This window comes from Haemophilus sp. HN_Hi08 (assembly GCF_049824455.1).
GTDB lineage: Bacteria > Pseudomonadota > Gammaproteobacteria > Enterobacterales > Pasteurellaceae > Haemophilus > Haemophilus influenzae_D.
This window is the reverse complement of record NZ_CP187493.1, coordinates 989,171-1,010,651: the sequence shown is the minus strand read 5'-3', so window position 1 is coordinate 1,010,651 and position 21,481 is coordinate 989,171. Positions and strand designations below refer to the sequence as shown.

Sequence of the window (21,481 nt, the reverse complement as noted above, 5' to 3'; positions counted from 1 at the left end):
CAACTTATATTGATTCACGGTTAGTCGGGGTGCGGACATCGCTGAGAAAATACCCGTGAACCTGAAACAGTTAGCACTGGCGTAGGAAACTAATCTCTCCTTCTTACTTAAAGGGCTGACTTACTTTTTTCTGTATTCATATAAGTAAGGATGCATCATGACACTCTCTTTTTCTTTAAAAAATTCTTTTAAATTGACCGCACTTTCCAGCGTGCTTGGTTGCGGCTTATTAGGATTAAGTTTATCAACCCCTGCTCAAGCAGAAGGCAAATTAGTGCTGTATTGCAGCGTCCAAAACACGACTTGTGAAAAAGTCGCTCGCGCTTTTAGCAAAAAATATAATGTGGACACTCAGTTTGTGCGTAATAGCACTGGGACTGTATTAGGCAAAATCAAAGCTGAAAAAGAAAATCCACAAGCAGACGTGTGGTATGGCGGTACATTGGAACCGCACTTTCAAGCACGAGATGCAGGTTTGTTAGAAACTTATCGTTCGCCTCTGCAAAAAGAAATTATGCCTCAATTCAAAAAGCTCACGGAACAACGTGGCGATACTACGTCGATTATTTATCTTATGGAGCTTGGCATTGGGATGAATGAAAAACTGCTAGCTGAAAAAAATATCGCGAAACCTCAATGTTATGCTGATTTATTAAAACCAGAATTTAAAGGGTTAATTCAATATCCAGATCCTCGAGTATCGGGCACTGGCTACACTATTCTTACAACTTTAATTGAAATTATGGGCGAAGATAAAGCCTTTGCTTATTTGAAAGAACTTGACAAAAACATTGCTCAATACACGAAAACTGGATTAGCAACGGCTAATATTTCTACGGGCGCAGCCGCTGTTGATATTGGTTTTATGCATACTTATGTGCGTGAAAAGGATAAAGGTGCACCAGTTATTGGTGCCTTACCTTGCGAAGGCATAGGCTATACGTTAGGGGCGGTCAGTATCATTAAAAATGGACGCAATTTAGAGAATGCTAAACGCTTTGTCAATTTTGTTCTTTCTGCTGAAGCCCAAGAAATTCATTGGCGTGAGGCGGATTCTTACCAACTGCCAACAAATATTCATGCCAAAGCGTATCCACATCTTTCAGAGCCGGCAAAACTTAAATTACTTGATATTGATTTCATCAAATTTGGTTCGGAGCAAGAAGCGAAACGATTAATAGAACGCTGGGTTGAAAATGTGAAGGAAAGAAAAGAGTAATTGATACTAGCCTGATAAAAGTGCGGTGAAAATTCACCGCACTTTGCTTTTCCCCTTGAAATCTTTCTTTTTATTCTTATATCTGTGGCATTCAATTTTTATCTTTATGAAGGAAAAAATTATGTCACAAAATCAAGAAACTCGTGGCTTCCAATCTGAAGTCAAACAACTCCTCCAATTAATGATTCATTCTTTGTATTCCAACAAAGAAATTTTCTTACGTGAATTAATTTCTAATGCCTCTGATGCGGCAGATAAATTACGCTTTAAAACGCTTTCCAACCCTGCTTTATATGAAGGCGATGGCAACTTGCGTGTGCGTGTTAGCTTTGATGCGGATAAAGGCACTATTACAATTAGCGATAACGGCATTGGTATGACTCGAGAGCAAGTAATTGATCATTTGGGGACGATTGCAAAATCAGGAACAAAAGAATTTTTAACCGCACTTGGCCAAGATCAAGCAAAAAACAGCCAGCTTATTGGGCAATTTGGTGTGGGTTTTTATTCAGCTTTTATTGTGGCAGATAAAGTGACTGTAAAAACTAGAGTGGCTGGTCAAGAGGCAGACAAAGCAGTACTTTGGGAATCTGCGGGCGAAGGCGAATATTCAGTGGCGGATATTGAGAAAAAATCCCGTGGTACAGATGTGATTTTACATTTACGTGAAGATGAAAAAGAATTTTTAAACGAATGGCGTTTGCGTGAAATTATCGGTAAATATTCTGACCATATTGGCTTGCCAGTGGAAATGTTGACGAAAGAATATGATAATGAAGGCAAAGAGTGCGGCGAAAAATGGGAGAAAATTAATAAATCCGATGTACTTTGGACGCGTTCTAAAAATGATGTTTCCGATGAGGAATACAAAGAGTTTTATAAACACTTAAGCCATGATTTTGCTGATCCTGTGACTTGGGCGCATAACAAAGTTGAAGGAAATCAAGCATATACTAGTTTGCTTTATGTGCCAGCGAAAGCACCTTGGGATTTATTTAATCGCGAACATAAACACGGCTTAAAACTTTATGTTCAACGTGTATTTATTATGGATGATGCTGAGCAATTTATGCCGAATTATCTCCGTTTTATGCGTGGTTTAATTGATAGCAATGACTTGCCATTAAATGTATCTCGTGAAATTTTGCAAGATAACAAAATTACTGCGGCATTACGCAAAGCATTAACTAAGCGTTCATTACAAATGCTAGAAAAATTAGCAAAAGATGATACAGAAAAATATCTCCAATTCTGGAAAGAGTTTGGTTTAGTCTTGAAAGAAGGCCCTGCAGAAGATTTTGCTAATAAAGAAACTGTCGCGAAGTTATTGCGTTTTGCTTCAACGCATAATGATAGCAGCGAGCAAACTGTCTCTTTAGAAGATTACATCTCGCGTATGAAAGAGGGGCAAAAAGCTATCTATTACATTACAGCAGATAGTTATGTTGCAGCGAAAAATAGTCCGCACTTGGAATTATTCAATAAAAAAGGCATTGAGGTTTTATTGCTTTCCGATCGCATTGATGAATGGATGTTAAGCTATTTGACTGAATTCGATGGTAAACAATTACAAAGTATCACGAAAGCCGATTTGGATTTAGGCGATTTAGCGGATAAAGAATCTGAAACACAAAAACAACAAGATGAAGCCTTTGGTAGTTTTATTGAGCGTGTGAAAAACTTGCTTGGGGAACGTGTGAAAATGGTGCGTTTAACTCACAATTTAACAGATACACCAGCGGTAGTTTCTACAGATAACGATCAAATGACGACTCAAATGGCGAAATTGTTTGCAGCCGCAGGGCAACCTGTTCCAGAAGTAAAATACACTTTTGAACTTAATCCAGAACACCATTTAGTGAAAAAAGTGGCTGAGATTGCAGATGAAACAGAATTTTCTGATTGGGTGGAATTGTTGCTCGAACAAGCTATGTTAGCAGAGCGCGGATCTTTGGAAAACCCAGCTGTGTTTATTAAACGTATCAATAAGTTGTTATATTAATTCATTTGAGATGAAGTAGTATAAGGGTTAAAATCCTCAGTCTGATTAGATTGAGGATTTTTCTTTTTTTAGGTGAAATATGATTATAGTTTACGGCATTAAAAATTGTGATACAGTAAAAAAAGCGTTGAAATGGTTGGCGGATCACAACATTGAACACAAACTTCACGACTACCGTGTTGATGGTTTAGATTCGAATTTTTTAACCCAAGCGGAAACTCAATTTGGCTGGGATGTGTTAGTGAATAAACGCAGTACAACTTGGCGTAATTTGGATGAGCAAGTTAAAAATTCTCTTGATAAAACGACCGCACTTTCCGTGTTGGAGGAAAATCCAACTTTAATTAAACGCCCAATTATTTTACAAGATGGGAAGGCATTAATTGGTTTTAATGAAAAGGAATATCAGGCTGCTTTTGCCTAAAGTGCGGTTATTTTCTTAGGAGTTTTTATGAGAGAAAAAGTGGTTTCGTTGGCGAAAGATTTAATTTGTCGCCCGTCTATTAGCCCAAATGACGAGGGCTGTCAGCAAATTATTGCCGAACGTTTAGAAAAATTAGGTTTTCAAATTGAATGGATGCCTTTTAATGATACGTTGAATTTGTGGGCAACACACGGAACGGGCGAGCCAGTTATTGCGTTTGCAGGACATACGGATGTTGTGCCTACTGGCGATGAAAATCAATGGTCGTCTCCGCCATTTTCTGCGGAGATTATTGATGGCATGCTTTATGGGCGTGGTGCGGCGGATATGAAAGGATCCCTTGCAGCAATGATTGTGGCAGCAGAAGAATACGTAAAAGCAAATCCTAATCATAAGGGTACTATTGCATTATTGATTACCTCTGATGAAGAGGCGGCTGCAAAAGATGGTACTGTGCGTGTGGTTGAAACGTTAATGGCACGTGATGAAAAAATTACTTATTGCATGGTTGGCGAGCCATCAAGTGCTAAAAACTTAGGCGATGTTGTCAAAAATGGTCGCCGCGGCTCAATTACAGGAAATCTCTATATTCAAGGTATTCAAGGACACGTAGCCTATCCGCATTTAGCTGAAAATCCAATCCATAAAGCAGCCCCATTTTTGCAAGAATTAACGACTTATCAATGGGATAAAGGTAATGAATTTTTCCCGCCTACAAGCCTACAAATTGCTAACATTCACGCAGGGACGGGAAGTAATAATGTAATTCCTGCTGAGTTATATGTTCAGTTCAATTTACGTTATTGCACAGAAGTCACGGATGAAATCATAAAGCAAAAAGTAGCTGAAATGCTAGAAAAACATAATTTGAAATATCGTATTGAATGGAATTTATCAGGTAAACCCTTTTTAACAAAACCGGGTAAATTATTAGATTCGATAACCTCCGCTATTGAGAAAATCACAGGCATAACGCCACAAGCTGAAACAGGTGGTGGTACGTCAGATGGTCGTTTTATTGCATTGATGGGCGCTGAAGTAGTGGAATTTGGCCCGTTAAATTCAACTATTCATAAAGTCAATGAATGTGTCAGCGTGGAAGATCTTGGCAAGTGCGGTGAAATTTATCACAAAATGTTAGTGAATTTATTGGATAGCTAAAATGAAATTAACCCTAGAAATGCTTACAGGAAAGTCTCGTGAGCATTTAGTCAATTTACCCGCAATTCATTCCTCAAATCATTTTTTGCAAATGCAAGCTGTGCAAGCATTTCAAGGGTTGCAACAAAGTGCGGCGAAAAATGGCTTTAATTTACAGCCTGCGAGCAGTTTTCGTGATTTTGAACGCCAACAGCTTATTTGGAACAGCAAATTTAAGGGCGAGAGAAAAGTACACGATGACGCAGGAAAGGCATTAGATTTAAGCCAATTAGATGACTGGCAAAAATGTCAGGCGATTTTACGTTGGTCTGCATTACCAGCAGCTAGCCGCCATCATTGGGGAACGGAAGTGGATATTTTCGATCCTGATCTTTTGCCACAAGGGCAATCTTTACAACTTGAGCCTTGGGAATATGAAAAAGGCGGCTATTTCTTTGAATTGAGTGAATTTCTTACGGAAAATTTACCGCACTTTGATTTTGCTTTGCCTTTTATAAATATGCAGTCCAATAAGAAAGTGGGGCGAGAGCCTTGGCATATCAGTTATTTGCCGTTAGCTGAATTGGCAAGCCAGCAATTTTCTCCAGATATTTTACAACAGGCATGGAAAGGAGAAAATATTTTAGGGGCAGACTGTTTAATATCAAATCTTGAACAAATTTTTTCTGAATATATTGTTTAAAAATAAGCCTTATCGTGAAGATAAGGCTTTATTGTTAAGCGTAAAAAAGCCCTTTTCTATGTAAATAAACAGGCAAATTATCGCCAATAGATAAATCAGGGGAAATTATGTTCTCAATCCATATTGCGTAGCCATTAATTTCAATTTGAACAGCGGTAATTTTCCCTTTAAATTCGATTTGTTTCACTTGCCCATTGAAAAGTGCGGTTGGATTTTCCGATGTTTTAAACAGGCTAAATTGTTCTGGACGAAGCAAAATCTTACCTTGTTTTTGAGAGATTGAGTTATTTTTTACAGGAATATTGCCTAATTGGCATTGAGCGTTATTTTCATCGATCAGATTTGCAGGTAAAACAATACTTTCTCCCATAAATTTTGCTGTTTCAAGATGATTAGGCGACCAATAAAGTGTGCGAGGCGTGTCGATTTGTAAAATTTTACCTTGCTGAATAATGGCGATTTTATCAGCGTAGCGTAAGGCTTCATCACGATCGTGAGTAACGAAAATCGCAGACGAACCACTTTGACGTAGGGCTTGGAGCATTTCGTGGCGAATTTGCTGGCGAAGATGTTCATCTAAGGCACTAAAAGGCTCGTCTAATAAAATCAGTTCTGGATTCGGGGCTAAAGCGCGTGCCAATGCTACGCGTTGTTGTTGCCCGCCCGAAAGTTGATGTGGAAAGCGATCCGCCAGTTCAAAAATACCCGTGAGTTGCATTATTTGTTCAATTCGCGTTTTTTCTTCACTATTTTTTCCTTTGCCATTGCCTAATCCGTAAGCAATGTTGCGATAGACACTTAAGTGAGGAAAAAGTATGCCCTCTTGCACAACATAACCTAAATGGCGTTGTTGCGTTGGCAGATTAAAATTCTCGCCAAAAATTAACCGCTCTTTTAGCCAAATTTCGCCAGTATTGGGTTGTTCAAAGCCTGCGATCGCTCGCAATAAAGTTGTTTTCCCACAGCCTGAAGCACCAAGTAAAAAGAGGATTTCTCCGCGTTGTAAGCTGAATGAAATATTGTGCAGAACTTGTTGTTCATTAAAAAATTTATTGAGATTTTTAACGGTTAATAACGGATTATTTATCATTTTATTTAAACGCATATTTTTTCAATAAAAATACAGGAATACCCGAAAAAAGAACGAGCATTAACGCATAAGGGGTTGCGGCAGCATATTGTGCATCGCTGGTATGTTCCCACACGGCAATGGATAAGGTTTTAATATCATTTGGTGTGAGCAAAAGCGTCGCGGTAAGCTCTTTCATTAAATTCAAAAAAACCAAAGCAAATGCGGCTGCCACACCTGGTAATATGGCTGGTAGCGTCAAGGTGCGAAAAATATAGAAAGGGCTTCGCCCAAGACTTTGACCGACTTTTTCGATTTGATCGGAAAGTTGCTCTAAAGACGCTCTTAATGTAGTTTGTGCCATTGGCAAATAGAGCATAAAGTAGGCAATGATAATCACAAAAAAAGTTTGATATAGGTGATTAGCGTAATTGATGGAAAAATAGATTAATGATAAGGCAATGACTAAGCCTGGCACTGCGTGTAATAGATATGGCAAGCGATCGATCCAAATCGTTAAATAACTACGATAACGAACAGCTGCCCAAACTAATGGCAAGGCACAAATTACAGTGAGTAATGCGCCTAAGCCTGAAATGATAAATGAATTACTGAATGCCGATAAAAATTCTGAAAAATCGCCTGCACTTTCGAGTGAAGTTCCCACAATAAGCCAGTAGATTAACATAATTACAGGTACGCCAATGCTTAAAATGAATATGCTAGAGAAAAATCCGAATGTTAAACATTGTTTTCCAAAGGAAAGTGTTTTTACGAGATAAGGACGCGTAACACCTTTTCCACTATGGTAAAGAGTTTGTTTTCCACGAAAAAAAATTTCCCCAAAAACAATAAGTACACAAATTGCCATTAAAACGGCGGATAATAATGCGGCAGTGCTGTTGTTAAAAGACATTTCATATTCTTGAAAAATGGCGGTGGTAAAGGTTTGATAATTTAAAATTGACACTGCACCAAATTCGACCAACATATGTAAAGCAATCAGTAAGATACTGCTGCCAATGGCAGGTTTAAGTTGCGGAAAAATGGCATACCAAAAGGTATACACAGGGCTTTTACCAAGCGAAAGGCTTACTTCTTCAAGAGAACGATCAAGTCTTTTTAATATAGCGGAAACGGGCAAATAAGCCAAAGGAAACGAACTTAATGTCATAATACCAATTGTTCCCCAAAAACCCTCAACGCGGAATGTGAGGCTGATCCAAGTAAAACAACTTACAAAAGCGGGAATACAAAGGGGTAACGTCATCGCCACTTCAAAAAAAGCTTTACCGAAAAAGCGATAACGTTCAAGTAAAAAAGCACAAAGCGTACCAAGTGAAATAGCACCGATAGTTACACAAACCATTAAAAGCATTGTATTGCTTAATAATTCAGCCATTCGAGGGCGAAATAATAGCTCAACACTTCGCATTAATCCCACATCTGTCGCACGTAAAATGACATACAGAAACGGCAAACATAACGGAAGCCCGATTAAGATGATAAGTAAAGTGAGCCAGAATGGCGGTCTGCGAGGCAAAGTTAAATCCTTTTAGGAATGTGAACCTTTCAGTTCACGCACGCAAGCGGTTAATTTTAGTAGAGAATTGTAAACGCGTGCGTGAATTTTTTCAAATCCACACACGCAATATTTGGATTATTTTAATCCAGCTTCTTCAATTAATTTGGTCGCGTGCTCTTTATCTTGAGCTGTTGTTGCGGATACCACAGGTGCTTCTAATTTTTCATAAGGTTCAAGATTAAATGGCGAAACCACATCTGTGCGTAATGGATATTCTGCACGCACTGCCACTAATGCTTCTTGACCTTTTTTACTCGCTAAGAAATCAACGAATTTTTGTGCTTCAGCTTGATTTTTAGAGGCTTTCAATACTGCAGCACCTGAATAGCTAACTAACGCACCTGGATCTTGGTGGCGAACGAAATAAAGACGGCTTTTTAGGTTTTCCACGCCTTTTTCTTTTGCTAGGTTATACCAATAATAGTTATTGATTAACGCAGCAGGCACTTCGCCATTTTCAACTGCTTGTAATGCCACACTATTTTTCGCGTAAAGTTTTCCGTTCTCTTTTAAGCCTTTTAACCAATTAAGCGCAACTTTGTCCCCTTTCATTTTGCTTAAAGCAACAACTTGCTCTAAGAACGCACCAGAAGTTGATACATAACCGATTTTGCCTTTCCATTTTGGTGTTGCATAATCAAGCACTGATTTTTCCATATCTTTTTCAGATAATTTAGTGTGATCGTAAACCACTACGCGAGAACGACCACTTAATGCAACCCAGTCTTTTTTCGGTGCAAGTGGTACGCCTTTTTGTGCAGTTTGTTTAATGGTTTGTTCTGAAATTGGTGCTAAAAGCCCTGCTTCAGAAAGATCGGCAAAAGTCGCTGTTTGTTCAGTATAGAAAACATCGGCTGGTGTTTTATCGCCTTCTTCTTTTAATTGACCTGCAAGTTGCGCACTTTTCCCGCTATTTAGCGTAACTTTAATGCCTGTTTCCTGTTCAAAGGCTTTTGCCACTGCAACAGCGGCTTCTTTGTGCTGACCATTATAAACGGTAATATCAGCAAAACTATTAGCAGAAAAAGCAAGTGCTGCCGCAAGGGTAGCAAGTTTGAAATGTTTAAATTGCATTGAAAAGCTCCTTATGTTGAGTGCAAATTATTCAGTTAAGACTGAATTGCGGCTATTCTATGCCTAATTTCATTTAAATGCAAATAATTCTCAATTTAAGTTAATATTTAGATGAAAAATAAAACGGTACATAACACGCACCGTCCACAGATTATAGGTTTACAGGCTGGATATAACCTAATCTTGTTAATACATCACAAAGCGCATTAAACAACTCAGTGCAATCATAAGTTTCATCAATCAACTTATCATTGTTGTTCATATCTTTATATTCATTTTGAATTAAATAGCCTTGTAATGCTGATGACATAACAAACTTCGTCTAAATGCCACATCGTAAAGATAATCAAGGCATTGTTCACGGGCGACATAATCTGTCTCAGATAATTGATCGATCATTTCTCTCAAATGGTGAGGCATCCAAGAAATATAGGAAAGTTGGAAGCTAGTATCGCCAATATAAGCTAATTGATGTTGATTGAGACTATCCACAAATTGATGAAGATAAATTGGATGATTGTGGTATGCAAGATATTCGTGTGCAATATAATGATCACTATGTGTTTGAATACTATCAAATTATCCACTCGGCTATGATTTTTTATTTTTTCAGAGGCAATGGATTTAATCGCATCAGAAAATAATTGAACCACCACTTTACCACGACGAGTTTGTTCTGCAAGCGGCAAATCTTGCGTATATTTATTGGCATAAAGCATAATATCCCGTGCAACTTCGCGGCTTTTCCAACCTGGGTAGGTATTATAAGAAATATAAGCAATACCGTTTGAGGTTAAATTTTCACGACAAATTTCAAGAATTTTATCTTTCACATTATCAGGCACCCAAGAATAAATACCATGCACGATAATATAGTCAAACATGCCAAATCAGGCGTAATATCAAGAATATTTTTTGTTTCTAAACGAACATTGGTTAAGCCCATTGAGTGAATAATTTCATTACCTTGGGTAATTTGACTATCCGCTAAATCCACGTCAACAAATTCCGTATCTGGATAATAAACCGCTTGAGAAATTAAGTTTCCACCAAAAGAAGAACCTAATTCTAATACTTTAGCCCCTTTGAGTGCTGGCGGCTTTAATCCCCAAAATGTCGCATTCCCCTCTAAAAGCGCAATACTCGTATAAGAAAAGGGTTTAGAATAGTATCCCAGTTCATCGTAGCGGTTATGCTAGAGTTGCCATTATTTGTCCTGTTAATGTAGAAATTGTCAATATCTTTGAAGTGCAATATTGTAAAGTGAATTGACACAAAAACAAAGTGAGATAATGTAACGTAGTTTTATTACTTAGTTTGAAAGAAACAATATGAACTAATAATTTGCTTTGATATACCTCTGATTCTTTTTCATAGATCAAGTGTTGAATTTAGTGGTGTATTATATGCCGATTCAGAATTAGATAGCAGGAATCGCCAACCAATTACGCAAAATTTTCTCTCCAAAGTCTGACATATAAGATTCTGGATGAAACTGGACACTATAAATTGGCAAAGATTTATGTTGCATTGCCATCACTACATCTTCATCACAAAGTGCGGTAATTTCTAGGCAACTAGGAAAATCTTTTTTCTGTACGCCCCAAGAATGATATAGCCCGATATTAAATTCAGTTGGAAGATCAAAAAACAATGGGGAATTTGACCGCACTTTTAATGTTCTTTTCTGCCCGTGACGAACTTTCTCTAAGTTATACAATGTACCGCCAAAAAATTCACATAAGGTTTGATGCCCTAAACACACACCTAAAATAGATTTCTGCTGATAATATTTTTCCAACATAGAAAAAAGTTGTGGATAAGCACGTGGCACATCAGGCCCCGGCGAAATCAATATATGACTATATTTTTCCGCTGTATTTTCTTTCAAATCTTCCACGTTTAAAACGTCATAAGGCACATTTAATTTCCGAATTAAATCTACCAAGTTAAAAGTAAAAGAATCGTGATTATTAATGATGAGTAATTTCATAACCGCTCGGTATTCGTTATAATCGGGTCATTTTACGCAAAATGACACAAAGCACAATGCAACATTTTATTAAACAGGCTAATCATTATGGCAAACAACGCACGCCATTTTTCTTTCTTATTGATTTTGAAAAAGAAAAACCCTTGATTTGTCCTCTCGAAAATTCTGCACAACAAGGCATTTATTTTGATATTTTAGAGAAAAGAAATAGCACGATTTCTCCACAACCTATCCCTCTTAATTTTACCAAACATCCAATGCCTTTCTCGCGTTATCAACAAGGTTTTGAACTTGTTCAAAGTGAATTGCAAAAAGGTAATTCTTATTTATTGAATCTAACCTATCCTACTGAAATTTCAGGAAATCTTTCACTGGAACAAATTTTTCATCAAACCAATGCACCTTATAAATTGTGGTTACAAGATCAATTTGTTTGCTTTTCGCCTGAATGTTTTGTCAATATTCAGGATAACCGCATTTTTACTTATCCCATGAAAGGGACGATTAACGCCTCTCTGCCCGATGCAGAAAATCAGTTACTCACAAATGAAAAAGAACAACGCGAGCATTACACAATTGTTGATTTAATGCGTAACGATTTATCAATGGTGGCAGAACACATTCAAGTGAAAAAATTTCGTTATATCGATCGCATAAAAACACAAAAAGGCGAAATACTGCAAACCAGTTCTGAAATTTACGGAAAATTGAATGAAAACTGGCAAAATCAAATTGGCGATATTTTATCGAAACTCTTGCCTGCTGGTTCCATTAGTGGCGCACCAAAAGAGAAAACCACACAAATTATTCAACAAGCAGAAAAACAAAAACGTGGTTATTACACAGGAATCTTTGGCATATTTGATGGTAAAACACTACAAAGTGCGGTGGCAATTCGATTTATTTCTCAAGTAGATGAAAAATTTTATTTTCATAGTGGGGGTGGTATAACCATTCACAGTCGCGTGGCAGATGAATATCAGGAATTGCTTGAAAAAGTTTATTTGCCTATTTCAGAAACTTACGCGATATAAAAATCTGTTATACCGTGGGTAAGTGTACCCACGGTTACGCATAGTTATTCCCCTTTGGGGTATTTCTAACTACCGCCCCAAAATCGGTTTAATTATGCTTACCCTAGTCAATAACTAACAGGAATACTTTAATGTTCCCTTTATTTGAAACCCTTTGCATTGAAAAGGGGGAAATTAAAAATATCAATTTACACCAAGCGCGATATGAACGTAGTTTGCGTGAATATTATGGCAAAAGTGCGGTAAAAATTTTTAATCTTTTTTCCCTTATTCAACTGCCTGAAGATTTACAAAATCAATTAGTTCGCTGCCGTATTGATTACAATGCCGAAACCACAAAAATTCAATATTTTGAATACCAGCAAAAAATCTACCGCACTTTTCAACCTGTAATTTGTGACGATATCGAATACAGCTTGAAATATTCAGATCGCAGTTTAATTAATACATTGTTTGCACAACGTGGCACTTGTGATGAAATTATAATTATCAAAAATGGAAAAGTGACAGATTGTTCCATCGGTAATTTAATTTTTCGCCAAGGGAAAAAATGGTACACACCAGACACGCCATTGCTTTTAGGCACACAACGAGAAAAATTATTACAAGAGGGGAAAATTCAAGAACGTACAATATTCCAAGAAGATATTGGCAATTTCGATGAAATTAAAATCATTAATGCAATGAATGGTTTATAAAAAAATAAGCCGACTGATTTAGTCGGCTCTAGTTATCCTATTATTTTTCAGCGTTTTTCAATAATTCTGCGTGTGCTTTTTTCTGCTCTTTCATTTTCGTACTCGCTTCACGGCGTTGCTTAGAAAGTTCAGCATTGCGAATCGTGTAATCATCCACTCGGCTTTCATAATCATCACGCATACTTTCAATAATTCCGCGTACTTCTGCAATAGTCATATCATCACGAATATATTGATTTAAATTATCCAACAATAATATGCGTTTTTGGTTATCGCGAATCTTACGATTATTGTCTTCCATATCTCGTTTAATTCTATTTTTTAAACGATACATACGCACGTATTCCAACACATCTTGAAAAGATTGTTTATTCACAATTTCCATCACAACTCCCTTTAAAATAAATAAAATGACTGTGCCGTAATTTAGCTTTTTTTTAATCAATCGTCAAAATTTACCCTCTATTTTATGAATGATGGAAAGAATTTTTTTGATTTCAGTAAAAAGCATTGATTATCGATTTTTGTAGTGATAAAAAAGACACCATTATTTTCATAAAAAGCAAGGAAACACAATGTCACAAGTCTTTAATTTTAGCGCGGGTCCTGCGATGATTTTCCCAGAAGTGTTGCAAAAAGCACAAAATGAACTTACAAACTGGCTCAATCAAGGCGTATCCGTGATGGAAGTCAGCCATCGCGGAAAGTATTTTATGGAACTCGTTACCCAAGCGGAAAAAGATCTACGTGAGGTTTACAATATTCCTGATAACTATCGTGTACTTTTCTTACAAGGTGGCGCTCGCGGTCAATTTGCCGCAATTCCGATGAACTTAATCGGTAAAAAAGGCAAAGCCCTTTATTTAAATAGTGGGCATTGGTCAGCTACAGCGGCAAAAGAAGCAAGAAATTTTGCAGAAATTGATGAAATCACTATCGTAGAAAATGGCGAACAAACCCGAATTACCGATCTTGATTTTAGCCATATCGCTGATCAATATGACTACGTTCATTATTGCCCGAATGAAACCATCAGTGGTGTGGAGATTTTTGATATACCAAATGTGGGCGATACCGTATTGGTCGCGGATATGTCTTCAAATATTCTTTCACGTCAAATCGATATCAGTAAATTTGGTGTAATTTATGCAGGGGCGCAAAAAAATCTTGGCCCTGCGGGCATTACATTAGTTATTATTCGTGAGGATTTAATCGGTAATGCACGTAAAGAAACCCCATCCATTTGGAATTATGCAACTCAACGTGATGCAGACTCAATGATCAACACCCCCCCAACTTTTGCGTGGTATTTATGTTCCCTCGTATTTAAACATCTTAAAGAAATAGGTGGCTTAGAAATAATCGAAAAACGTAATGCACTAAAAGCACAAACTCTTTATGATTATATTGATTCGAGCAAACTTTACCGCAATGTGGTAGCAAAAGAAAACCGCTCAACAATGAATGTGACTTTCATCACAGGTAATCCTGAATTAGATGCAAAATTTGTCGCAGAGTCTACTGCTGCGGGCTTGCAAGCCTTGAAAGGTCATAAGGTTTTAGGTGGAATGCGTGCATCTATTTATAACGCAATGTCGCAAAATGGTGTTGAGGCACTAATTACATTTATGAAAAAATTTGAAGCTGAAAATCTTCCTCAATAGTTAAAGAACATTTTCAATGGGCGTATTTACGCCCAAATTTACTTGAAAATTCATACTAATTCATATCAATATTTATAAATACAACTATGCAGTACATCAACATTGCCAATCGTGGCGTAAAATCCTTATCCCCTTATCAAGCAGGCAAACCCATTGAGGAATTAGAACGAGAACTTGGTATTTCCAATATCGTTAAACTTGCCTCAAACGAAAACCCATTTGGTTTTCCAGAAAGTGCAAAAAAAGCAATTTTTGAACAATTAGATAAACTAACTCGTTATCCAGATGCCAATGGCTTTGAACTAAAACAAACTATCGCAAACAAATTTGGCGTTCAACCAAATCAAATTACGCTTGGAAATGGATCAAATGATTTATTAGAACTTTTTGCTCACACTTTTGCAGCAGAAGGCGATGAAATCATTTATTCACAATATGCCTTTATTGTTTATCCTTTAGTGACTAAAGCAATAAATGCCGTTGCAAAAGAAATTCCAGCTAAAAATTGGGGGCATAATTTACAAGGATTTTTAACCGCACTTTCTGATAAAACAAAGCTCATTTACATTGCTAATCCAAATAATCCAACGGGTAATTTTTTAACATCGCAAGAAATTGAAGATTTTTTAGCAAAAGTCCCCGAAAATGTAATCGTGGTATTAGATGAAGCCTACACGGAATTTACTAGATCTGAAGAACGAGTGGACTCTTTCAGTTTATTAAAAAAATATTCAAATTTAATTATTTCCCACTCTCTTTCTAAAGCCTATGGCTTGGCAGGCTTACGCATTGGTTATGCGGTATCTAATCCAGAAATCGCAGATTTATTAAATCGAGTTCGACAGCCATTTAACTGTAATTCTTTGGCATTAACCGCTGCAGTTGCCGTAATGAATGACGATGAATTTGTTGAAAAAGTCGCTGAAAATAATCGAATAGAAATGCGACGTTATGAAGACTTTTGTCAAAAAAATCAATTGGATTATATTCCCTCTAAAGGAAATTTTATAACCATTGATTTCAAACAACCTGCCGCACCAATTTATGATGCGTTGTTACGAGAAGGCGTAATTGTTCGCCCAATTGCTGGGTATGGCATGCCGAATCATTTACGTATAAGTATTGGTTTACCTGAAGAAAACGATAAATTTTTCACTGCACTTTCTAAGGTATTAAAGTTTGCTTAATCTATTATTTAATAATGCAAGGGAAATTTATTATATAAAAAACCCGCTTATTGCGGGTTTTATTTTTCCACTGTGATTAAGCGTGCTTTGCTGCCACTTCAGCTAATAAAGTTTGCAATTCGCCTGCTTGATACATTTCCAAAATAATATCACAACCACCAATTAATTCTCCCTCAACCCATAATTGCGGAAAAGTTGGCCAATTTGCATATGTTGGTAATTCAGCACGAATATCTGGATGTTGCAAAATATCCACATAACCAAAAGGCACTTTGCAGTGCATTAATGCCTCAGATGCACGAGCAGAAAAACCACAAGATGGTAATTTTGGCGAACCTTTCATATAAATAAGAATGGGATTTTCACTAATTTGCTTTTTGATTTTGTCTAAGGTTTCCATAATGTTCCCTATAAATAAACGAGATAAGCATTTTATCACAAGTTAAAACTTGATTGAAATGCTTGGTTTTATATTCATTTAAAACAAAAGGCCTAAACCGAAGTTTAAGCCTTTTGCTGTATTTAATCTTTCGTTAAACAAATACTAAAATTATTTAGTACCGTTTACCGCGATTTCTACACGACGGTCTGGAGCAAGACAAGCGATAAGCGCTTTACGGCCTTTAACTTGGTCACAAATTGCGCCAGTTACTGGGTTTGCTTTACCGTAGCCAGTTGCAGAGATTGCGTCTGCTGCAACACCTTTAGCAACAAAGTAGTTAGCTACTGAATCTGCACGTTCTTGAGAAAGTTTTACGTTGAACGCATCAGAACCAATACGGTCAGTGTAACCAGCAACCGCTACTTTTGCACTTTTAACTTGTGACATTTCGCCATAGATGCTGTCTAATGTTGCTTGCGCTTGAGGTTTTAAGTTTGCTTTACCAAATGCGAAAGTTACATCAGAGTTTAAGCTGAAAGTTTTGCTTACCATTTCAGGTGCTGCAACAACTGGCGCTGCACCTTGACCAAAACGGTAAGAAATACCCGCGTTGATAGAACCAATCCAAGGGTTGTAGTTAATTGCGCTATTTGGTTTATCTTGAGGGCGGTATTTACCTACGCGAGTTAGCCATTGGTATTCTAAACGAACTGCTAATTCTGGTAATACTGCATATTCTGCACCTACTGCAAATAAACCAGAGGCACGTGCTCTGTGATGTTCGCCGTATTTCTTATCGTAGAATTTATAGTCAGAACGAACTAAAGCAACACCTGCTTTACCATAAACATCTAAACCTTCTAATACTTCGTAGCTACCTTTTAAGCTTAAGTGAGTACCGTGGTTAGTGTGTTTAGCAACAGTTCTACCTTTTTCACGACCTTTAGCACGACCGAAATCGTCGTAACCTAATTCAACCGCTAAACCTAAGTTATTTTGATTTAAAATTTGATAACCACCGAATACACCATAAGTGAAAGAATTACGGTGATAACCTACTTTATTTTCACGAGCTAGAGCACGAAGTCCATCGTGAAAAGATGCTTGACCAGCTTTAACGCCAGCGTAGAAAGTGTTTTCTTGTGGAGCTGCTTGAGCTACTGAAGCTGCTGCTAAACCAGCAACTACTAATGCGATTGCAGTTTTTTTCATTTTGATGTCCTCTATTTAGTGATCGAATAGTAATAAAAAAGTGTACTTGTTTATACTGAACTTTTAATTAAAGTTACATTCTAAACAGTCACTTAACTAGGGTTTTGAATTTGCCCTACTTTATTACCTTTTGACAAATTCAATTCCTTTGTTTATGTTTACCCCAAAGGAACGTTCAAAAGTGTGATCATTATCCTATGAATTTTAAAAAGATCAAATTATTTTGAATTATTTGTTTAGTTTTTATCCAAAATAACACTTTCTTAAACAGACTTTTTACCTTCTCCTCTCTCTTTCCTAATCGACATTATTCTAGCCTTAGGATATTATCAAAGTCTCCATCTGATATGTTTAAATGGGTCAAATACTATGTTGCCAAATCTAAATCGCATTCCTCAAGTTGAACAATATGTACTTGATTATCTTAGTGATCTTCAACGCCAACATTTTGAGGGGGATATTGCAACAAACTATTCAGATAGATTAAGTCTAGCTACGGATAACAGCGTTTATCAACAACTTCCACTGGCGATTCTTTTTCCGAAAACTGTTGCTGATATAGTGCGTATAACCAAATTGGCAAATTTACCAAAATATCAATCACTCACTTTTACTCCTCGCGGTGGTGGTACGGGAACCAATGGACAATCTATCAATAACAATATAATAGTGGATCTTTCTCGTCATATGACTGCCATCTTAGAACTCAATGTAAAAGAACGCTGGGTTCGAGTACAAGCAGGCGTTGTAAAAGATCAACTTAATCAATTTTTAAAACCACATGGTTTGTTCTTTGCCCCAGAGTTATCCACCAGCAATCGAGCGACTTTAGGCGGAATGATTAACACAGATGCCTCGGGGCAAGGTTCATTGCAATACGGTAAAACCTCTAATCATGTTTTGGCATTACGTGCAGTATTAATGAACGGTGAAATTTTAGATACAAGTGCGGTCAATTCTGTTGATGTTTTAGAAAACATCGATGCGCTTGAATTAAGTGATAGTAGCAAAAGACTCCATCAAACAATTGCGCAACACTGTAAAGAAAAAAGAGCGGCTATCATTAAAGATTTGCCACAACTTAACCGTTTTTTAACGGGATACGATCTGAAAAATGTATTCAATGAAGATGAAAGTGAATTTAATCTAACAAGGATTCTCACTGGCTCTGAAGGTTCTCTCGCATTTATTTGTGAAGCTAAACTCAATCTTCTGCCAATTCCGCAGTATCGCACGCTCATCAATATTAAATATCGTTCTTTTGATGCGGCATTACGCAATGCACCCTTTATGGTGAAAGCCAATGCGCTTTCTGTGGAAACCGTTGATTCCAAAGTCTTAAACCTCGCCAAACAAGATATTATTTGGCACTCTGTGAATGAACTTCTTACAGAAGATGAAGCAGATCCAATTCTTGGTTTAAATATTGTGGAATTTGCCGGTAATAATAAAGAAAAAATAGACCGCCAAGTTACCGCTCTTTGTCACTTACTTGATGAAAAAATTGAACACAATCAAGATCACATTATTGGCTATCAAGTCTGTTCTGATTTGCCGTCTATTGAACGAATTTATGCAATGCGAAAAAAAGCAGTGGGCTTACTGGGTAATGCAAAAGGTGCAGCCAAACCGATTCCTTTTGTAGAAGATACTTGTGTCCCTCCAGAAAATCTTGCGGATTACATCAGTGAATTTCGTGCTTTATTAGACAAGCACAATTTACAATATGGAATGTTTGGTCACGTCGATGCGGGCGTGTTGCACGTTCGCCCAGCGCTTGATTTATGCGATAAAGAACAAGTGAAATTATTTAAACAAATTTCAGATGAAGTGGCAGAACTTACGATTAAATATGGTGGATTACTTTGGGGAGAACATGGAAAAGGCGTGCGTTCCCATTACGGCGAAAAATTCTTTACGCCAGAACTCTGGCACGAACTTCGTTATATCAAAACCTTATTCGATCCAAACAATCGCTTAAATCCGGGCAAAATCTGTACGCCTTTAGATTCCAAAGATGAACTTTATTCTATTCTTTCGCCGATGCGAGCTGATAAGGATCGTCAAATTCCTATCCAAATACGAGATGAATTTAAGGGTGCGATGAACTGCAATGGAAATGGCTTATGTTTCAATTTTGATGAACACAGCATTATGTGCCCATCGATGAAAGTCAGTAAAAACCGTGTATTTTCGCCGAAAGGTCGTGCAGCTATGGTTCGAGAATGGCTTCGATTGATGGCAAATGAAAATGTTTCCCCCGAACAATTAGACTTCCGTAAAACAGAAATAAAACTAACCGCACTTGTAAAAAGACTACGAAATACAGTTCAAAAATGGCGAGGCAATTATGATTTTTCTCACGAAGTAAAAGCCACAATGGATACTTGCCTTGCTTGTAAAGCCTGTGCAAGCCAATGCCCGATTAAAATTGATGTGCCAAGTTTCCGTGCGAAATTCTTTCATTTTTATCACAGCCGTTATTTACGACCAGCAAAAGACCACGTTGTGGCAAATTTAGAAATCGCTGCGCCTTATATGGCAAAACAGGCAAAATTCTTTAATTATTTTACCAAGCTAAAAGTCACGCAAACATTAGTGGAAAAAACACTAGGCATGACTGATTTGCCCTTGCTTTCTGAACCCAATTTGCAACAACAGCTGGTGGAAATTCATTATCAAGGCAAATCCTTGGAAGAATTGGAAGACCTAAGTGCGGTAGAAAAAAACAATGTTTTATTTATTGTGCAAGATCCTTATACCTCTTACTATGATGCGAAAGTGGTACGGGATTTTGTTATGCTTACGCAGAAATTAGGCTTCACACCAATTCTATTGCCATTTAAACCAAACGGCAAAGCAATGCACATTAAAGGTTTCTTAAAACGCTTTAGCAAAACAGCACAAAACCAAGCCGAGTTTTTAAATCGAATGGCAAAATTAGGCATTCCACTTGTAGGCATTGATCCAGCCATCGTGCTGTCTTATCGAGATGAATACAAGGAAGCACTACAAGAAAAACGTGGCGATTTTCACGTTCTCACCGCACACGAATGGTTAAAGCAAAGATTACAAAATGCGGATTTGCAAGAGAAGTTAAAAAACATCGCCAAAACTGACCGCACTTTAGGTTGGTATTTATTCCCTCATTGTACGGAATCTACCTTTATGCCGAACAGCCCAAAAGAATGGCAAGAAATTTTTGGAAGATTTGGACAACAACTGAATGTAGAAAAAGTAGGCTGTTGCGGTATGGCTGGTGTATTTGGACATGAAATGCAAAATAAAAAAATGAGCCGAGAAATCTACGATGTATCCTGGCATAAAAAACTACATGGAAAAGATCCGCACTTTTGTTTAGCTACCGGTTATTCTTGTCGCAGTCAGGTAAAACGTTATGAACATGTGGTGTTAAAGCATCCTGTGCAGGCGTTATTAGAAATATTGGAATAAAAGAGAACTTATGCCACAATAACATCAAAACTTGATACTACTAAGGAGGAAATATGTCTAGACATCTTTCACCACCAACCAATCAAGAACTCATTAATGAGCTAATAAAGCTGGGCAATCATATTGAAAGCACCAGAATCACAGGCGAAACACGTGAAGAGCGTTTAAAAAAATTTATGGAAATTTACAATTATGGCAAATGTAATAAAGATTCCAGCAAAAGTTTCTCTACATAAATTGTTTAGAGAAATCAGTCGAGAACTAGGTTTTAGTGATGAAGACATCGATAATTACGCAATGGATGTTTTTGAATTACTTGATAAATGGGAACAACAAGGGTTTGTTGAAGTTTACGAAAATTATAGTGATCGCAAAGTTGGTCGTTTAAAACGTTCTGATCTGGGTAAATACGCTATCCCTTGGTATTTAGAACTTTATCACGCTAGAATTTCAGAAAAGAATGACCCTTTAATCGTATTAAGAAAAGATAATGAGGATCAACGAGGAGAATATAGTTTTTCTGTCAGATTTTTAATCACGCACGATAAAATGTTTGGCTCATTAAATGAAAAAAATAATGAAGCAATCTTGAAAAAAATCAAAATGACCGTCGATACATTAATTAAAAAAGGCAATTATTAA

The 21,481-nt window shown here is 37.1% G+C and carries 23 protein-coding genes and 1 riboswitch; of the genes, 12 read left to right on the top strand and 11 right to left on the bottom strand.

Annotated elements, in window-relative coordinates; all coding sequences use genetic code 11:
• The first annotated feature begins 15 nt into the window (after positions 1–15).
• Positions 16–105: riboswitch (TPP riboswitch) on the top strand.
• Positions 106–157: 52 nt separating this feature from the next.
• The 5 genes from ACPT8O_RS05010 to ACPT8O_RS04990 all read left to right on the top strand — a co-directional run bounded on the left by ACPT8O_RS05010 (position 158) and on the right by ACPT8O_RS04990 (position 5,488).
• Complete coding sequence (locus ACPT8O_RS05010; RefSeq protein ID WP_021035443.1) at positions 158–1,219, top strand: ABC transporter substrate-binding protein; 1,062 nt, start codon at positions 158–160, stop codon at positions 1,217–1,219.
• A gap of 121 nt (positions 1,220–1,340) precedes the next feature.
• Positions 1,341–3,221: a molecular chaperone HtpG gene (gene htpG, locus ACPT8O_RS05005; protein WP_041175361.1), complete on the top strand. Its 1,881-nt coding sequence runs from the start codon at positions 1,341–1,343 to the stop codon at positions 3,219–3,221.
• 79 nt (positions 3,222–3,300) lie between these two features.
• Positions 3,301–3,645 carry an ArsC family reductase gene (locus tag ACPT8O_RS05000; protein WP_021035445.1) on the top strand — a complete coding sequence of 115 codons (345 nt, stop codon included), beginning with the start codon at positions 3,301–3,303 and terminating at the stop codon, positions 3,643–3,645.
• A gap of 27 nt (positions 3,646–3,672) precedes the next feature.
• Positions 3,673–4,806: a succinyl-diaminopimelate desuccinylase gene (dapE, locus tag ACPT8O_RS04995; protein ID WP_021035446.1), complete on the top strand. Its 1,134-nt coding sequence runs from the start codon at positions 3,673–3,675 to the stop codon at positions 4,804–4,806.
• A 1-nt stretch (position 4,807) separates the two neighbouring features.
• The gene (locus ACPT8O_RS04990) at positions 4,808–5,488 is read left to right on the top strand and encodes a M15 family metallopeptidase (protein WP_021035447.1); all 681 of its coding nucleotides are present in this window, start codon (positions 4,808–4,810) and stop codon (positions 5,486–5,488) included.
• A gap of 34 nt (positions 5,489–5,522) precedes the next feature.
• On the opposite strand, the gene fbpC is transcribed toward ACPT8O_RS04990, so the two are convergent.
• The 8 genes from fbpC to ACPT8O_RS04950 all read right to left on the bottom strand — a co-directional run bounded on the left by fbpC (position 5,523) and on the right by ACPT8O_RS04950 (position 11,209).
• Positions 5,523–6,593, bottom strand: a complete 1,071-nt coding sequence (gene fbpC / locus ACPT8O_RS04985) for a heme ABC transporter ATP-binding protein FbpC (protein ID WP_021035448.1) — start codon at positions 6,591–6,593, stop codon at positions 5,523–5,525.
• Positions 6,580–8,100 (bottom strand): ABC transporter permease, encoded by a 1,521-nt coding sequence (locus tag ACPT8O_RS04980; protein ID WP_021035449.1) that lies wholly within the window; start codon positions 8,098–8,100, stop codon positions 6,580–6,582. Before ACPT8O_RS04980 ends, fbpC begins: the two co-directional genes overlap by 14 nt.
• Positions 8,101–8,217: 117 nt before the next feature.
• Positions 8,218–9,216, bottom strand: a complete 999-nt coding sequence (locus ACPT8O_RS04975) for an iron ABC transporter substrate-binding protein (RefSeq protein WP_021035450.1) — start codon at positions 9,214–9,216, stop codon at positions 8,218–8,220.
• 151 nt (positions 9,217–9,367) lie between these two features.
• Positions 9,368–9,526 carry a hypothetical protein gene (locus ACPT8O_RS04970; RefSeq protein ID WP_021035451.1) on the bottom strand — a complete coding sequence of 53 codons (159 nt, stop codon included), beginning with the start codon at positions 9,524–9,526 and terminating at the stop codon, positions 9,368–9,370.
• Entirely contained in the window at positions 9,499–9,726 is a 228-nt protein-coding gene (locus tag ACPT8O_RS04965) for a methyltransferase regulatory domain-containing protein (RefSeq protein WP_371903640.1), read from the bottom strand. Before ACPT8O_RS04965 ends, ACPT8O_RS04970 begins: the two co-directional genes overlap by 28 nt.
• The gene (locus tag ACPT8O_RS04960) at positions 9,681–10,100 is read right to left on the bottom strand and encodes a hypothetical protein (protein WP_371903636.1); all 420 of its coding nucleotides are present in this window, start codon (positions 10,098–10,100) and stop codon (positions 9,681–9,683) included. Before ACPT8O_RS04960 ends, ACPT8O_RS04965 begins: the two co-directional genes overlap by 46 nt.
• Positions 10,046–10,255, bottom strand: coding sequence for a hypothetical protein (locus ACPT8O_RS04955; RefSeq protein ID WP_371903639.1), 210 nt, complete (start codon positions 10,253–10,255; stop codon positions 10,046–10,048). The genes ACPT8O_RS04960 and ACPT8O_RS04955 overlap by 55 nt, the downstream gene beginning before the upstream one ends.
• Positions 10,256–10,636: 381 nt before the next feature.
• Complete coding sequence (locus tag ACPT8O_RS04950; RefSeq protein WP_050848793.1) at positions 10,637–11,209, bottom strand: anthranilate synthase component II; 573 nt, start codon at positions 11,207–11,209, stop codon at positions 10,637–10,639.
• Between the two features lie 41 nt (positions 11,210–11,250).
• Between ACPT8O_RS04950 and ACPT8O_RS04945 the strand changes: the two genes are divergently transcribed.
• Entirely contained in the window at positions 11,251–12,243 is a 993-nt protein-coding gene (locus ACPT8O_RS04945; RefSeq protein ID WP_021035453.1) for an aminodeoxychorismate synthase component I, read from the top strand.
• Between the two features lie 131 nt (positions 12,244–12,374).
• Positions 12,375–12,941 carry an aminotransferase class IV family protein gene (locus ACPT8O_RS04940; protein ID WP_021035454.1) on the top strand — a complete coding sequence of 189 codons (567 nt, stop codon included), beginning with the start codon at positions 12,375–12,377 and terminating at the stop codon, positions 12,939–12,941.
• A gap of 40 nt (positions 12,942–12,981) precedes the next feature.
• On the opposite strand, the gene ACPT8O_RS04935 is transcribed toward ACPT8O_RS04940, so the two are convergent.
• On the bottom strand, positions 12,982–13,326 hold the full coding sequence (locus tag ACPT8O_RS04935; protein ID WP_005653635.1) for a DUF496 family protein: 345 nt from the start codon (positions 13,324–13,326) through the stop codon (positions 12,982–12,984).
• A gap of 190 nt (positions 13,327–13,516) precedes the next feature.
• Here ACPT8O_RS04935 and serC point away from each other — a divergent pair, with 190 nt between their 5' ends.
• Positions 13,517–14,605, top strand: a complete 1,089-nt coding sequence (serC, locus tag ACPT8O_RS04930) for a 3-phosphoserine/phosphohydroxythreonine transaminase (protein WP_021035455.1) — start codon at positions 13,517–13,519, stop codon at positions 14,603–14,605.
• Between the two features lie 86 nt (positions 14,606–14,691).
• Positions 14,692–15,792 carry a histidinol-phosphate transaminase gene (gene hisC, locus ACPT8O_RS04925; RefSeq protein ID WP_021035456.1) on the top strand — a complete coding sequence of 367 codons (1,101 nt, stop codon included), beginning with the start codon at positions 14,692–14,694 and terminating at the stop codon, positions 15,790–15,792.
• Between the two features lie 76 nt (positions 15,793–15,868).
• Here hisC and grxD read toward each other — a convergent pair whose 3' ends face one another.
• On the bottom strand, positions 15,869–16,192 hold the full coding sequence (grxD, locus tag ACPT8O_RS04920) for a Grx4 family monothiol glutaredoxin (RefSeq protein WP_005653629.1): 324 nt from the start codon (positions 16,190–16,192) through the stop codon (positions 15,869–15,871).
• Positions 16,193–16,342: 150 nt separating this feature from the next.
• Positions 16,343–17,386 (bottom strand): porin OmpA, encoded by a 1,044-nt coding sequence (gene ompA / locus ACPT8O_RS04915; protein ID WP_021035457.1) that lies wholly within the window; start codon positions 17,384–17,386, stop codon positions 16,343–16,345.
• Between the two features lie 369 nt (positions 17,387–17,755).
• Here ompA and ydiJ point away from each other — a divergent pair, with 369 nt between their 5' ends.
• Genes ydiJ through ACPT8O_RS04900 form a run of 3 tightly spaced genes read left to right on the top strand, consistent with a single transcriptional unit; the run spans position 17,756 to position 21,481 of the window.
• Positions 17,756–20,839, top strand: coding sequence for a D-2-hydroxyglutarate dehydrogenase YdiJ (ydiJ, locus tag ACPT8O_RS04910; RefSeq protein ID WP_021035458.1), 3,084 nt, complete (start codon positions 17,756–17,758; stop codon positions 20,837–20,839).
• Positions 20,840–20,892: 53 nt separating this feature from the next.
• The gene (locus ACPT8O_RS04905) at positions 20,893–21,075 is read left to right on the top strand and encodes a hypothetical protein (protein WP_032825031.1); all 183 of its coding nucleotides are present in this window, start codon (positions 20,893–20,895) and stop codon (positions 21,073–21,075) included.
• A complete protein-coding gene (locus ACPT8O_RS04900) occupies positions 21,032–21,481 on the top strand; it encodes a hypothetical protein (RefSeq protein ID WP_021035459.1) in 450 nt (149 codons plus the stop codon). Before ACPT8O_RS04905 ends, ACPT8O_RS04900 begins: the two co-directional genes overlap by 44 nt.

Coding starts and splice junctions, on each gene's coding strand:
- ACPT8O_RS04960 (WP_371903636.1), bottom strand. CDS start 10,100: ATGTTTGACTATATTATCGTGCATGGTATTTATTCTTGGGTGCCTGAT.
- ACPT8O_RS05010 (WP_021035443.1), top strand. CDS start 158: ATGACACTCTCTTTTTCTTTAAAAAATTCTTTTAAATTGACCGCACTT.
- htpG (WP_041175361.1), top strand. CDS start 1,341: ATGTCACAAAATCAAGAAACTCGTGGCTTCCAATCTGAAGTCAAACAA.
- ACPT8O_RS04900 (WP_021035459.1), top strand. CDS start 21,032: ATGGCAAATGTAATAAAGATTCCAGCAAAAGTTTCTCTACATAAATTG.
- hisC (WP_021035456.1), top strand. CDS start 14,692: ATGCAGTACATCAACATTGCCAATCGTGGCGTAAAATCCTTATCCCCT.
- ACPT8O_RS04905 (WP_032825031.1), top strand. CDS start 20,893: ATGTCTAGACATCTTTCACCACCAACCAATCAAGAACTCATTAATGAG.
- ACPT8O_RS04950 (WP_050848793.1), bottom strand. CDS start 11,209: ATGAAATTACTCATCATTAATAATCACGATTCTTTTACTTTTAACTTG.
- ACPT8O_RS04975 (WP_021035450.1), bottom strand. CDS start 9,216: ATGCAATTTAAACATTTCAAACTTGCTACCCTTGCGGCAGCACTTGCT.
- ydiJ (WP_021035458.1), top strand. CDS start 17,756: ATGTTGCCAAATCTAAATCGCATTCCTCAAGTTGAACAATATGTACTT.
- ACPT8O_RS04935 (WP_005653635.1), bottom strand. CDS start 13,326: ATGGAAATTGTGAATAAACAATCTTTTCAAGATGTGTTGGAATACGTG.
- dapE (WP_021035446.1), top strand. CDS start 3,673: ATGAGAGAAAAAGTGGTTTCGTTGGCGAAAGATTTAATTTGTCGCCCG.
- grxD (WP_005653629.1), bottom strand. CDS start 16,192: ATGGAAACCTTAGACAAAATCAAAAAGCAAATTAGTGAAAATCCCATT.
- fbpC (WP_021035448.1), bottom strand. CDS start 6,593: ATGCGTTTAAATAAAATGATAAATAATCCGTTATTAACCGTTAAAAAT.
- ACPT8O_RS04990 (WP_021035447.1), top strand. CDS start 4,808: ATGAAATTAACCCTAGAAATGCTTACAGGAAAGTCTCGTGAGCATTTA.
- ACPT8O_RS04940 (WP_021035454.1), top strand. CDS start 12,375: ATGTTCCCTTTATTTGAAACCCTTTGCATTGAAAAGGGGGAAATTAAA.
- ACPT8O_RS05000 (WP_021035445.1), top strand. CDS start 3,301: ATGATTATAGTTTACGGCATTAAAAATTGTGATACAGTAAAAAAAGCG.
- serC (WP_021035455.1), top strand. CDS start 13,517: ATGTCACAAGTCTTTAATTTTAGCGCGGGTCCTGCGATGATTTTCCCA.
- ACPT8O_RS04945 (WP_021035453.1), top strand. CDS start 11,251: ATGACACAAAGCACAATGCAACATTTTATTAAACAGGCTAATCATTAT.
- ompA (WP_021035457.1), bottom strand. CDS start 17,386: ATGAAAAAAACTGCAATCGCATTAGTAGTTGCTGGTTTAGCAGCAGCT.
- ACPT8O_RS04970 (WP_021035451.1), bottom strand. CDS start 9,526: ATGTCATCAGCATTACAAGGCTATTTAATTCAAAATGAATATAAAGAT.